The 12,593-nt window shown below is 63.9% G+C and carries 10 protein-coding genes and 1 pseudogene; 9 read left to right on the top strand and 2 right to left on the bottom strand.

The genetic code is table 11. The annotated features are described in order from the left end of the window. The 5 genes and pseudogenes from B2V21_RS20005 to B2V21_RS20025 form a co-directional block, all read left to right on the top strand. A pseudogene (locus B2V21_RS20005) lies at positions 1–267 on the top strand (methoxymalonyl-ACP biosynthesis protein); the annotation flags it as partial. After that, on the top strand, positions 260–511 hold the full coding sequence (locus B2V21_RS20010; RefSeq protein WP_286917821.1) for an acyl carrier protein: 252 nt from the start codon (positions 260–262) through the stop codon (positions 509–511). The pseudogene B2V21_RS20005 and the gene B2V21_RS20010, both read left to right, overlap by 8 nt. 3 nt (positions 512–514) lie before the next feature. Next, on the top strand, positions 515–1,528 hold the full coding sequence (locus B2V21_RS20015) for a hypothetical protein (RefSeq protein WP_286917822.1): 1,014 nt from the start codon (positions 515–517) through the stop codon (positions 1,526–1,528). A 132-nt stretch (positions 1,529–1,660) separates the two neighbouring features. Then, positions 1,661–4,027, top strand: a complete 2,367-nt coding sequence (locus B2V21_RS20020) for an ATP-binding protein (RefSeq protein WP_286917823.1) — start codon at positions 1,661–1,663, stop codon at positions 4,025–4,027. 105 nt (positions 4,028–4,132) lie between these two features. Continuing rightward, complete coding sequence (locus B2V21_RS20025) at positions 4,133–5,002, top strand: hypothetical protein (protein WP_286917824.1); 870 nt, start codon at positions 4,133–4,135, stop codon at positions 5,000–5,002. A 54-nt stretch (positions 5,003–5,056) separates the two neighbouring features. On the opposite strand, the gene B2V21_RS20030 is transcribed toward B2V21_RS20025, so the two are convergent. Beyond that, entirely contained in the window at positions 5,057–6,379 is a 1,323-nt protein-coding gene (locus B2V21_RS20030; protein WP_286917825.1) for a Gfo/Idh/MocA family protein, read from the bottom strand. A gap of 126 nt (positions 6,380–6,505) precedes the next feature. Next, positions 6,506–8,902 carry a DUF3772 domain-containing protein gene (locus tag B2V21_RS20035; RefSeq protein ID WP_376787050.1) on the bottom strand — a complete coding sequence of 799 codons (2,397 nt, stop codon included), beginning with the start codon at positions 8,900–8,902 and terminating at the stop codon, positions 6,506–6,508. A gap of 249 nt (positions 8,903–9,151) precedes the next feature. On the opposite strand from B2V21_RS20035, the gene pstS reads away from it, so the two are divergent. The 4 genes from pstS to B2V21_RS20055 form a co-directional block, all read left to right on the top strand. Beyond that, on the top strand, positions 9,152–10,183 hold the full coding sequence (gene pstS, locus B2V21_RS20040; RefSeq protein ID WP_286917827.1) for a phosphate ABC transporter substrate-binding protein PstS: 1,032 nt from the start codon (positions 9,152–9,154) through the stop codon (positions 10,181–10,183). A 77-nt stretch (positions 10,184–10,260) separates the two neighbouring features. Next, complete coding sequence (gene pstC, locus B2V21_RS20045) at positions 10,261–11,226, top strand: phosphate ABC transporter permease subunit PstC (protein WP_049859739.1); 966 nt, start codon at positions 10,261–10,263, stop codon at positions 11,224–11,226. Continuing rightward, complete coding sequence (gene pstA / locus B2V21_RS20050) at positions 11,226–12,119, top strand: phosphate ABC transporter permease PstA (RefSeq protein ID WP_049859738.1); 894 nt, start codon at positions 11,226–11,228, stop codon at positions 12,117–12,119. Before pstC ends, pstA begins: the two co-directional genes overlap by 1 nt. A gap of 76 nt (positions 12,120–12,195) precedes the next feature. Next, positions 12,196–12,593, top strand: a 398-nt coding sequence (locus B2V21_RS20055) for a phosphate ABC transporter ATP-binding protein (RefSeq protein WP_286917832.1), incomplete at its 3' end; no start/stop codon positions are given.

Below are 12,593 nucleotides of genomic sequence, written 5' to 3' on the forward strand. Positions count from 1 at the left end.
TGGCTGATGAGCTGTCGCGTGCTGGGGCGCCAGACTGAACAGGCGGCCTTGCAAGTGCTTGCCCAATACGCCACGACCGCTGGCTACAGCGCCTTGATCGGCGAGTATCGCCCGAGCGAGCGCAATGCGATGGTCGCCGAGCATTACCCGCAACTGGGTTTCGTTCACCAGCCGAACCCTGATCCGGCCTCGACTGCCACGTTCTGGCGTTACCCGCTGGCGACCCCACCTCACTTCAACCACCACATCGAGATACGTCATGACTGAAACCACTACCGTATTGCAGGAACTGACCGAGCTGTTCCGTGACCTGTTCGACGACGAAAACCTGGAGCTGAACGACGACAGCACGGCCGATCAGGTCGAGGGTTGGGACAGCCAGATGCACGTGATGCTGATCGTCGCCGCCGAGCAACGCTTCGGCATCAAGTTCCGCACGGCGGAGCTCGAGTCATTGCGCAACGTCGGACAATTCGTCCAGTTGATCGAAAGCAAACGTTCCGGGAGTTGACTCATGCAGCCGACCGTACAGCCACAAGCGTCGCCCGCCGATCGGGCGGCCATGGGTCCTGCCTACTTGATCTGGATAGCGGTCGGGCTGTTCGGCAGTCTGGCGCTGTTCGCCAGCCTGATCCTGGGCCTGCGCGTCACCGGCAACCTGCCGCCGCCGGCATTCTCCAACAGCCTGTGCGCGGACGAGAAACTGGGGTTCATGCGTGAGCACCCATTGCCGGCGCCCAACGTGCTGGTGATCGGCTCCTCGGTGGCCTGGCGCCACTTCGATGGGCAGACCGTCGCTGAACGAGCGCCGGGCGTGCGGCCACTCAACGGCGCGTTCTGCGGGCTGCACGCCAACCAGTCGGTGTTCGTCGCCAACTGGCTGCTGGACCGCGAAACCACGGTCGAGCAGGTACTGATGATCGTCGATCCGCTGGATTTCGCCGGATGCAACACGGTCGCGACCGCTGTTTTCGATCGCCGCGACGCCGATGCCTATGTGTATGGACAAGGCTCGGCGTGGCTGCCCTACATGCGTTACTTCAGCCCCGGCTCGTTGCTGCGCAACGCGCGTACGGTCAAGGCCCAGCGTGCCGGGCAGGTCGAGTTCGATCCACTGGTGTTCAACCGCTACGGCGACGGCCCGCTCGACACGCAGAATTCCCGTAAGTTGCTTTACGGCCAGCCCGAACCGCTTGACCCGACCTGCTTCGCGGCGCTGGACAGCCTGGCTCAGCGCCTGAAGCGTGAAGGGCGCCCGTTGACCGTGGTGGCTACGCCGCTGCATCCGCAGTGGAAAGCCGAACACGAAAGCCGGGGCCGCTTGCTGGCCGAGTTCGACAGCCGGTTGCGCCAGACCCTGGCGCACAGCGGCGCGCAGTTCTGGAACGCCGACACCGATCACCGGATCAGCGAGACGGCCTTCGTCGATGCCATCCACCTGCGCTGGAGTGCGGCCCAAGCACTGTCCGTCGATATTGCCGCGCGCCTGGCGCCGGCCTCGCAGATGGCCGTGGTACAGCGCCAGTAGCCTTCGCTGCCGACGCTTCGAGCGGCATGCAGGCCGCTGAAAAAATCCTTGCAGAACCCGCCGAAACGTTAAAAACCTGTCACGCTTCGGCGCTGCTAGTCTGCCCGTACGCACCTTACGGGCAATTGCATCATGAAGGCTTGGGTCATTTCTCTGATCGCGCTGGGCTGCAGCGCTGCGCTCGATGTCCAAGCGCTGGCGTTGACTGACCCCGAGCGCGCCTGGATACGCGACAACCCGGTGGTGGAGTACGCGGTCGATCCGTATTGGCCCATCGAGTATGTAGAAAATGGCCAGCACCGCGGCTTGACCCGCGACTACATCGATCACATTCAGCGCACCACTGGCCTGCGCCTGGTTCGAGTGCCCAGCGCCAACTGGCAGGCGACCCAGCAGGCCTTGGCCACGGGACGATTGATGCTGGCCTCGGTCGTGTCCGAGCGGTTGCTGGGTGCGCAACCCCGCAGCCAGATGCTGTTGACCCAGCCGTATTTCTTTGGCGCAACGGTGGCCATCACCCGCGCCAGCACGCCGATGCTGTTCACTGCCAGCCGCTTGGCCGGGCAGACTGTGGCGGTGAAGGGCGGGGGTGGCTATGAAAACTACCTTCGCCAGCACCATCCCGATGTTCACCTGCTGCTGATTGCCGATGCCGAGCAGGCCCTGGCCGCCGTGGCCGAGCAGCGCGCCGATGTGGCGATCGGCCTGGATGCGGTGCTGCAACCCATGCTGCGTCGCAAATATGCCGGTCGCCTGCACTTGGCCGGGGTGGTGACGGACATGCCTGTGGTGCTGGCCATGGGCGTGTCACCCAGCGAGCCGCTGTTGCTGAGCATCGTCGACAAGGCGCTGCAGAGCCTGACGTCCAAGGCTACCGACGACATCTACGAGCGCTGGTTGGTACAGACCGATTTCGGCGCGCCGACCTGGCAGACCCTGGCCCAATACTACTGGCCGGAAATCGTCGCCAGTGTCCTGCTACTGCTGCTGCTCGGGACCCTGGCTCGCCGTGCCCGTTTGGCGCAACGCCGAGCGCAGCGCAGCGAACGACGCATGGCGCGTTTTCTGGCCATGCTCAGCCACGAGATCCGCACGCCGATGAACGCGGTGCTGTCGGCCATCGAATTGCTGTCGCGCAGCGCTTTGGGTGCCCGCGAGCAGCAATGGGTCGGCCTGGCCAACGATTCGGCCGTGAACCTGCTCGAGCTGCTCGACGATGTGCTGGAGATCACCCGCCTGGATGCGGGCGCGGTGCGACTGGACCCGCAGCCCACCGATCTCGTCGAATTGGGCCGCAGCGTCGCCGAACTGTATCGCCTGCAAGCACACCGCAAAGGCCTGACCCTGGAGTACCGCGCACGAGGGCTGGATCATGGGTCAGTCAGGATCGATCGGCTGCGGCTGCGCCAGATCCTGTCCAATCTGCTGTCCAACGCAGTGAAGTTCACCCACCAGGGTAAGGTCGGCCTGGCCCTAGACTGCAGAATGATCGACAACGGCTCGGCCGCAGAGCTCACCATCGAGGTCAGCGACAGCGGGGTCGGTATCGCATCGGATCGCCAGAACGAGGTGTTCGGTGCCTTCACCCAGGCCCACGACAGCACGGCCGAGCGCTACGGTGGTAGCGGGCTGGGCCTGGCCATCTGCAAAGAGCTGGTGCAGCTCATGGGTGGCAGTATCGCGCTGCACAGCATCGTGGGCCGGGGTACCGAAATCACCTGCCGCCTGCCCGTGGTGCTGGAAGCGCTTGCATCGGTCGTGTCGATAACAGTGGCGCCGGTTGTGCAAGACGCGCCGCTGGCGTTGCGCCAGACGGTGCTGGTGGTGGAAGACCACGTACTCAACCAACACGTCATCGCCCAGCAACTGGAGACGCTCGGCTACCCGAGCACCGTGGCCGGGACCGGTGCACAGGCCCTGGCCGCCATCACCGAGCAGGACGACCTGGGCCTGATATTGCTGGACTGCCAACTGCCGGACATCGATGGCTATACCCTGGCCCGGCGCATCCGGCAATTGTCCGGAACCAGCGCGCACCTGCCCATCGTCGCCATCTCCGGCGCCAGCGACCCCGAGCACGTCGAACGCTGCTACGCCAACGGCATGAACGATGTGTTGCTCAAACCCCTGCAACTGGCAGCTTTGGCGCGAGTGTGCAGTCAGTTTCTCACCCTGGACCCGCAATGGGCCGCTCTACCTGCATGGACACTCGATGCGACAACCCAGGAGGCCCTCGATCGACTGCTGGTTGTTACATGCCGGGACGACTTGCGCGAGCTGACCCAGGCCTTGGAGAACCAGCAGTTGCCTCCGGCGTTTGCTTTGGCGCACCGCATGCAAGGCGCTGCGCGCATGACCGGCGCCATGGATCTGGCCGAGGCGCTGCAGCGTCTGCAGCAACGCCTCGGGTCAATCGCGCTGCCGTCCATAGGCTGGCAGCCATGGGTCGAGGAGGTGTACCAGGCGCTGGACGACCATGAGCGGTCGGCGCTGCGCTGAACGAATGGGCAGCGAACGTGCAGTCAAGTTGAACCCGCATGGAACCACTGGGCTCAGAACAGACACTGTTTCCCAAGATACGCTTTCCAATCCCACGGGTGATGCATGATCGAAATCAACAGCTATACCACTGTCAAACGTCGACCACGGGTACCGCACGACGTCTTCGCGCACTACTGGCGCGATGTGCACGGCCCTCTGTGCGCGCGCCTTCCAGGGCTGGGCTTGTACATTCAGCACCATCTTTCCCGCGAGCAGGATGCCCACTTGTGGCCCCTTGCTGACGGCATCCAGGAAATCAGCAACTACGAACTCGACGGCGGCGTGGAGATCGGTTTTCTGTCTGCAGCGGATCAAAAGCAGTTTCAGGACGCCAGCTCGCTGCTGTTCAGCGACGAGCAGAACATGTTCGAGGAGACCCTGGCCTATGATCTGCCCGAAGGTTCGATCAATCTGGTCAACCGCACCGGCGATGAAGTGATGAATGGCCTGGACCAGGCGGATCGCATGCATCTGCACCTGAGCCCGCGCGGCACCCTGGAAAGCCTGCATAACTACCTGCGCGACGAGCTGGGCCCATTGCTGGCGGCCAGCGACGCGGTGCTCAAGGTGCGTCTGCACCTGTGCGCGCCGTTCAACAACGATGGCATGCATCCGCCGGCGCCGGATGTCGCCCACACCGCGACGCCGGTACGTGAGCAACTGGCCGTGCTGGAGATCGCATTCGTCAGTCCGCTGGCGCGTCGGAAGTTTTTCCAGAGCGACGAATTCCAGCAGTCGCAGGCAGCACAGGCACGGCATATCGCCCAACTCAAGGCCTTTGCGGTGTCCGGTGTGTATACCTATGTGTATGACGGCGAAATCACCACGGCTGGCCTGCGTGGCAGTCGCGCTGCCGAGCTGATCGACTACCTGGGCGCCAACAACCAGATCACCGCCGACATCAACGCCCTGTTCTCACCCGAGCGCAGCTGACCACTCGATTGGACTGGCGCGAGGGCGTGCGCCTGCACGCCCTTGGCCGAGCCATCAGCTCTGCTTCGGCGGCGTCCCACGGAAGTGATCCAGGCCCTGCACCGGTTCCAGCTTCACTGGCTGGCCGGTGCGGGCGCTTTCGTAGATCGCTTCCATCAGCTTGTGGTCCTGCACGCCTTCCTCCCCCGGCGTCCAGGGCTGCTGGTCGTGCAGCACGCATTGGGCCATGTGGTCCAGCTCCTGAGTGAACTGGTTCTTGGGCTGCAGGGTCAGGCGACCGTTGCGGGTCGCGTCACCGTCGCGCTCGATGATGGACAACTGCTGGCCCTGATAGAGAAACGCATTGGGCATGTCGACGCAGGCGCTTTCCAGATTCAGGCGCTGATACTTGTCGTCGCGCGCACCGTAGCTGGTGAGGCAGTTGGCGAAGGTGCCCGAGGGAAAGCGCAGGGTGAATTGAACGGTTTCCTCGACCTGCGCGTAACGCGGGTCACCGGCCGGCGAGTACAGTTGGGCGAACACTTCGACCGGCTCTTCGCCGGTGATGAAGCGGGCGGTATTCAGGCAATACAAACCGATGTCCGGCAGCGAACCGCCGCCGGCCATGTCCTTCTTGTGCCGCCACTGTCGGCCGCCGTCCTCGGCCACCGTCTGGGTATTGGTCGCGGTGTAGGCGACCAGGCGACCGTGCTCTTTGTCCTGCACCAGCTTGCGCGCGCGCAGGTTGTAGGGTTCGTACTGAATTCGGTAGGCGACCATCAGCTTGACCTTGGCCTGACGGCAGGCTTCGACCATCGCCTGACCGTCCCTGGAAGACACCGACATCGGCTTTTCGGTCAGCACATGCTTGCCTGCGGCCGCCGCCCGCTCGCAGAACTGGCGGTGCATGGCATTGGGCAAGACGATGTACACCACCTTGATGTCCGGATTGTCGGCGATCCGCTCGAAGTCCTCGTAGCTGTAGCAGGCCTCGGGCTTGATGCCGTACTGGGTCGCGACCGCCTTGAGCTTGTCCGGGGTACCGGACACCAGCGCCACCGGCTTGGCGTACAGCGATTCACCGAAGGCGGGAAGAATTTCCTCGAGGGACAGTCGACCCAGGCCGACGATGGCGAAGCCGACGCGCTGCTCAGGTGGCAATGGGCTAGCCGGTTGCGAGGAGGGCGTGTCGGCGGGACCGCGCCAAGGCGGGAAGGTCACGCTGCCGTTCTCGACCTTGCCCACGTCCACCACCGTAGGGGGCGTGAACCCCTCGGCCATGGCCTGAGGCGCGAGGGCCGCGGTGCCCGCCGCTGCAGCAAGCAGCTTGCACAGTGAGCGACGGTTGAGTTCGGGGGGGTTGAGTCCGGTGGGACGGTCGGGCGGGACGGAAGTCATGCAGCTTCTCCTTGAAGGCGACGGAACCGAGCGGTCGCTTGCGCACACGACCGCTACAGAACCGACCTTCGCGCCGCGGGTACGGTTTCCTCGCCTTGGGCGGGGACAGACCAACGGCGCCGGGCCTCAAGCCACGGGCTTCGGCTCCTGCACAGGCGCGGCGTCCACCTTGTCGTTGATCAGCAACATGCTCTGCGGCGCGGACAGCGCCACGCCCATGGTGCGCAGGCGATCCAGAATGGTGAACAGCAGGTCGCTGCGCGTGCCGCCGACCGAGCGCGGGCTGTTGACGAAACCGCTGACGCTGATCAGCAAGCCAGCGCTGGTCAAGTCCTTGAAGGTCACTGAAGGTGCCGGGTCGGCGAGTACCGCTTCATGCTCGGTGTAGGCGGTCATCAGCAGTTCGCGGATCTTCAGCACGTCGGTGTCCAGGGGCAGGGTGAGGGTGATGCCCACCACACCCAAGGCGTTGCCCATGGTCACGTTGCGCACGTTCTGGGTGATGAACTGCGAGTTGGGCACGATCACCGTGGAACGGTCGCCCATCTGGATCTCCGTGGCGCGGACATTGATGCGGCGAATGTCGCCTTCCACACCGGCCAGGCTGACCCAGTCGCCGACCTTGACGGGCCGCTCGGTCAGCAGGATCAGGCCGGAGATGAAGTTCTGCACGATCGCCTGCAGGCCGAAGCCGATACCCACCGACAGCGCACTGACCACCCAGGTCAGGTTGGTCAGGCTGATGCGCAGTGTCGACAGCACGCCGATCCCCAGCAATACGAAGCCGATGTAGCCCACCAGCGTCACCAGCGAGGCGCGCATGCCGGCGTCCATGTTGGTTTCCGGCAGCAGGCGATCACCCAGCCAGTTCTTCAGGATGCGGATGCTCAGCAGTCCCCCGACCAGCAGCACCACGGCCAGGAGGATGTCGCCGGGAACGATATTCAGATCGCCAAGGGATTTGCTGCCCACGTCCAGGCGGGCGAAGCTGGCCAGCAGTTCGCTGGGGTTCGAGCCGGACGGCATGAAGGCCAGGATCAGTGCGATACACAGCAGCAAGGTCCGGCCGATACCGGCCAGCAGGGTGCTGGCCTGGGCCTGATGGCGTGGCGACAGCCCGAGCATGGCACCCAGGGCCTGACCGCCCGCCTGCTTGGGCGACAGCAGGGTTTCGCAGATGTCGACGAAGAACACGGTCAGCAGGTACGCGGTGGAGGTCACCAGGCCGATCCACAGCAGCTTCACGGTCAGCACGTAGGCCAGGGTCAGATAGCCGCTGAGCAACCCCAGCAGGATGATCCCGACCCAGACCGCGAGAATGAACGGGATCAGCCCGACGAAGCCTGCGGTGCGCTCCAGCGCCAGGCGGCGACGGGTCCGGCGCACGCGCACCAGGCCGTAGACGAAGATCAGCGCGACCAGCAGCGCGGTCAGGCCGTTCACCGCGACCGACAGCGCAAGGCTGCTGGCGATCACGCTGTTGATGCGCTCGAACGTGCCGGTCACCATCAAAGACAGCGCCAGCACGGCCGGCAGACCACCGATGGCGGTAGCCACCGGGTCGGGAATGTTGGGTATACGCCACGACGGGTTGGGCAGCATCAGCAGGGCACGGCCCATGCCCACCAGGAACGCGCAGAACAGGATCAGCGTCTGCACCTGATCGATCAGGTTGAGCACATTGGCACTGGGCTGGGAGTGGCTGACGATGCCCCACTGCAGCAGCGAGGTCGCGGCGCTGATGGTCAGCACCGTGGTCAATCCCGTGGCCAGGGCCAGGGTACTGCGGCGCAACCGACCCTCGGGAAACCAGCGGATCATGGCCCGCACGAGCAACCGTTCGATCAGGCGTCGGGCCACCACCCACACCAGCAGGGCTGACAGCACGATCATCACGAAGGTTCCGCGCGAGCCGGGTGCCATGGCGGTGTCGAAGACTTGCCTGACGTCCTGCCACAAGCCGCCGAGCTTTCGCACGTCCTCTTCGGTGGGCCGAATCAGGCTGGACCAGAAGGCTGAACTCAATGGGCTGGCCGAGCGCGTGCTGATCTGGGTGTCGAGCAGGTTGCGGCGCAGGTTGAGGATCTGCGCAGCCAGGTCGCTGGCCGAGGTGCTCAGGGCAGTGGTGTCGGTCTGGTCGGTGGTCAGCGCTTTTTTCTGGTTGACCAGGGTCCGACGCTGCGCGGTCAGGGTCTGCGGCTCGTCGGGCTGGGCGGCGCCGAGCACGTTGAGCTGGTCGTCCAGATGGCCCATGTCCACGCTCTGGCGGGCGAGCAAGGCTTCGGCCTGACGCTGCACCTGCAGGGCGGCCTGGCGCAGACTGGCGAGCAGGTCGTCATTGGCGGCGGTGGACACCTTCTGCCGGATCTGGTCGAGCTGGTCGCTGAGCTGCGCCGGCGTGGCCAGGACTTCGACCGGCGCGCTGTCGGTGCTGGCCGCGGGGGCCGGCGCGGGTTCGGCTAGGGCGGGCACACTGGCCCATAGGCACAAGGCCAGCAAGCCCATACACCAACGATTGATCATGGATTGCCGCATCTTTCGATTCTCTTTGAGCGGAGGTCCGCGCGCGCGGACCTCGGAAACGTGAAAACACCGATTGCCCTTGCCTGACTACCGAGGATGGACACGCAAGGGCCGGGGGAGGTTACAACATGTGAATGAGATTGAGGCCCCCGTTTTGCGCGAATTCGACTGCACCGGTCGTCGGATTCATCAAACCGTCACAAAAGCTGTGCACAGTTCCGTTGCCCTTTATCTCAGTGAGTTTCTTAGATGAAAAGTTTGATGAAGTCTGCCGCGCTCGCCGTTGGCGTTTCGCTCAGCGCCAGCTCAATGGTTTTCGCCGCTGACGGCATCCGCCTGACCGGCTCTGGCGCCAGCTTTCCGGCCCCGATCTACCTCACCTGGTTCAAGGACTTCAGCAAGAAATCCGATGGCGTGACCGTCGACTACCAGTCCAAGGGGAGCGGTGCGGGCGTACAGGACTTTTTGAACAAGACCGTCGATTTCGCCGCCAGCGACTCGGCCATGAAAGATGAAGACATCGCCAAGGTCGCCGAAGGCGCCCAGCTGCTGCCGATGACAGCAGGCGAGATCGTTCTGGCCTACAACTTGCCGGGCAGCCCCAAGGGCCTGAAACTGCCACGCGACGTCTACTCCAACATCTTCCTGGGCAAGATCACCAAGTGGAACGATCCGCAGATCGTGGCCGCCAACCCGGACCTGAAACTCACCGACATGCCGATCACCGTGGTAGTGCGTGCCGACTCCAGCGGCACTACCGCGGTGTTCACCAAGCACCTGGCCACCATCAACCCGGCGTTCAAGGCTGACCTGGGCGAGGGCAATACCGTCAACTGGCCTGCCAGCGACAAGTTCATCAAGTCGCCCAAGAACGACGGCGTGACCGCCACCGTGCGCCAGACCCCGGGCGCGATCGGCTACATCGAATACGGCTTCGCCAAACTGGCCAAGGTCGACTTCGCCGTGCTGCAGAACAAGGCCGGCAAGTACGTGGTTCCGAACGCCGAAAGCGGCGCCGAGGCCCTGGCCGCGGTGAAGATGCCGGAAAACCTGGTGGCCTGGCTGCCGGACCCCGAGGGCGAGAAGTCCTACCCGATCACCACCTATACCTGGATGATCTTCCGCAAGGACAACGGCAACCCGGCCAAGGCCAAGGCCATGCGTGACATGGTCGAGTACAGCCTGACCGAAGGCCAGAAGATCGCCGACTCGATGGGCTACATCCCGCTGCCGCCGTCGGTTGTCGAGCAGGTTCGCAAAGCCAGCGCCAACATTCAGTGACAGACGCGGGACCTCGCTCGGCAACGGCTTGACGGCCCTGGCCGGCGAGGTCTTCTTCCACACCCCGGAACTTATCGATGAACAGCCCTTTCGTTGTACCGGATAACCCGGACTCAGCCTGCCAGCCGCCTTCGACGAAGGACTTTCTGGTCGACCGCACGTTTCGTGCGCTTGCGCGCGTCGGTGTGGTACTGATTCTGGCCGTGGTATTTGCCCTGATTTTCGAAGTAGGGCGCAAGGCACTGCCCGGCATGGAAAAACATGGTTTCGACGTACTGTTCGGCAGCGTGTGGGACGTCAACCAGGGCAAGTACGGCATTCTGCCAGCCATCTGGGGCACGCTTTACAGCGCCTTCATCGCACTGGTCATCGCCGGTTTCTTCGGCATCAGCATGGCGATCTTCCTGACCCAGGATTTCCTTCCGGCCAAGCTGGCTTCCGTGTTTCGCACCATCGTCGAACTGCTCGCGGCCATTCCCAGCGTGGTCTACGGCCTGTGGGGCATCTACGTGGTGATCCCGGCCATTCGTCCGCTGACCACCTGGCTGCACACCGAACTGAGCTGGATCCCCTTTTTCGGCACATCGCTGAGCGGACCGGGCCTGCTGCCCGCCGCGCTGGTGCTGGCCATCATGATTCTACCGACCATCGCTGCCGTGTCTCAGGACGCCCTGACCGCCGTGCCGATGAAAACCAAGCAAGCGGCCTATGGCATGGGCACCACCCACTGGGAAGCGATCCTCAAGGTCATGGTGCCGTCTGCCGCGACCGGCATCTTCGGCTCGCTGGTGCTGGGCCTGGGCCGGGCCCTGGGTGAAACCATGGCCCTGGCGATGCTGGTGGGTAACGCCAACAACATCTCGCTGTCGCTGTTCGCACCGGCCAACACGCTGGCGGCCCTGCTGGCGCTGAACTTCCCGGAAGCCGGACCGGGCGAGATCGAAGTGCTGATGTACGCAGCCCTGGTGCTGATGCTGATCACTCTGATCGTCAACGTCATCGGCTCCATGCTCATGGTCTACGCACAACGGGGGACTAAATGATGAACAGCCTGAGCACGCCCACCGCCGCCTTGCCCAGTCTGCAACGCAAGTTCGAAGGCCGCGCCCTGCGCAGCCTGGTGCTGACGACCCTGGTCTGGGCGGGCGCGCTGATCGCCAGCGTGCCGCTGCTGTCGGTGCTGTACATGCTGATCACCCGCGGTGGGGCGCGTTTGAGCCTCGAGGTGTTCACCGAACTGCCACCGACCGGTTTCGAGACCGGCGGCGGCTTCGGCAACGCCATGGCCGGTACCTTCGTGATGGTCGGCATCGCTGCGGCGATCGCCGTGCCGGTCGGCATCATGGCGGCGGTGTTCCTGGCCGAACTGGGTCCCGACAGCAAGCTGGCCAACGCCGCGCGTTTCGCGGCGAAGATGCTCACCGGGCTGCCGTCGATCCTGGCCGGGGTATTCGCCTATGCGCTGGTGGTGATGACCACCGGTACCTATTCGGCCCCTGCGGGCGGTGTGGCCCTGGCGGTGCTGATGCTGCCGATCGTGGTGCTGACCGCCGAAGAGTCGATGAAGATGGTGCCCAAGGTGATGAAAGACGCCGCCTATGGCATGGGCTGCACGCGCTCCCAGGTGATCTGGAAGATCATTCTGCCCACCGGCATGCCAGCGATTCTTACCGGGGTCATGCTCGCCGTGGCACGCGCCGCTGGGGAAACCGCGCCGCTGTTGTTCACCGCGCTGTTCAGCAACTACTGGATCTACCACGACGGCAGCCTGGCGGTCATGAACCCCACCGCTTCGCTGGCCGTGCTGATCTACAACTTTTCCGGCATGCCCTTCGACAACCAGTTGGAGCTCGCCTGGGCGGCCTCCCTCGTGTTGGTGATGATCGTGCTGTTTGTGAACATTGTCAGTCGTGTTTTCGGCAAGCCCAAGTTCTGAGAATGGGAGCACCTATATTGTGAGTGTACTATCCGTGCAAAAAGCCGTCCCGTTCGCGACCCAGGCACCTGTGGTCATGGACTGCAAGCTCGACAAGATTTTCTACGGCAACTTCATGGCCGTGCGTGACAGCCACGTGCCCATCGAGAAGAACAAGATCACCGGCTTCATCGGCCCCTCGGGCTGTGGCAAGAGCACCGTGCTGCGCAGTTTGAACCGCATGAACGACCTGGTGAAAGGCTTTCGCTTCGAAGGCCACGTGCATTTCCTGGGTCAGGACGTGTACGGCAAGGGCGTGGACCCGGTGGTGGTGCGCCGTTACATCGGCATGGTGTTCCAGCAGCCCAACCCGTTTTCCATGAGCATCTTCGACAACGTCGCCTTCGGCCTGCGGCTGAACCGCTACAAGGGCGACCTGGGCGATCGGGTCAAGCACGCGTTGCAGGGTGCCGCGCTGTGGGACGAGGTCAAGGA

The organism is Pseudomonas sp. UBA6276 (assembly GCF_002438365.1).
GTDB lineage: Bacteria > Pseudomonadota > Gammaproteobacteria > Pseudomonadales > Pseudomonadaceae > Aquipseudomonas > Aquipseudomonas coleopterorum.

Coding starts and splice junctions, on each gene's coding strand:
- B2V21_RS20010 (WP_286917821.1), top strand. CDS start 260: ATGACTGAAACCACTACCGTATTGCAGGAACTGACCGAGCTGTTCCGT.
- B2V21_RS20015 (WP_286917822.1), top strand. CDS start 515: ATGCAGCCGACCGTACAGCCACAAGCGTCGCCCGCCGATCGGGCGGCC.
- B2V21_RS20020 (WP_286917823.1), top strand. CDS start 1,661: ATGAAGGCTTGGGTCATTTCTCTGATCGCGCTGGGCTGCAGCGCTGCG.
- B2V21_RS20025 (WP_286917824.1), top strand. CDS start 4,133: ATGATCGAAATCAACAGCTATACCACTGTCAAACGTCGACCACGGGTA.
- B2V21_RS20030 (WP_286917825.1), bottom strand. CDS start 6,379: ATGACTTCCGTCCCGCCCGACCGTCCCACCGGACTCAACCCCCCCGAA.
- B2V21_RS20035 (WP_376787050.1), bottom strand. CDS start 8,902: ATGATCAATCGTTGGTGTATGGGCTTGCTGGCCTTGTGCCTATGGGCC.
- pstS (WP_286917827.1), top strand. CDS start 9,152: ATGAAAAGTTTGATGAAGTCTGCCGCGCTCGCCGTTGGCGTTTCGCTC.
- pstC (WP_049859739.1), top strand. CDS start 10,261: ATGAACAGCCCTTTCGTTGTACCGGATAACCCGGACTCAGCCTGCCAG.
- pstA (WP_049859738.1), top strand. CDS start 11,226: ATGAACAGCCTGAGCACGCCCACCGCCGCCTTGCCCAGTCTGCAACGC.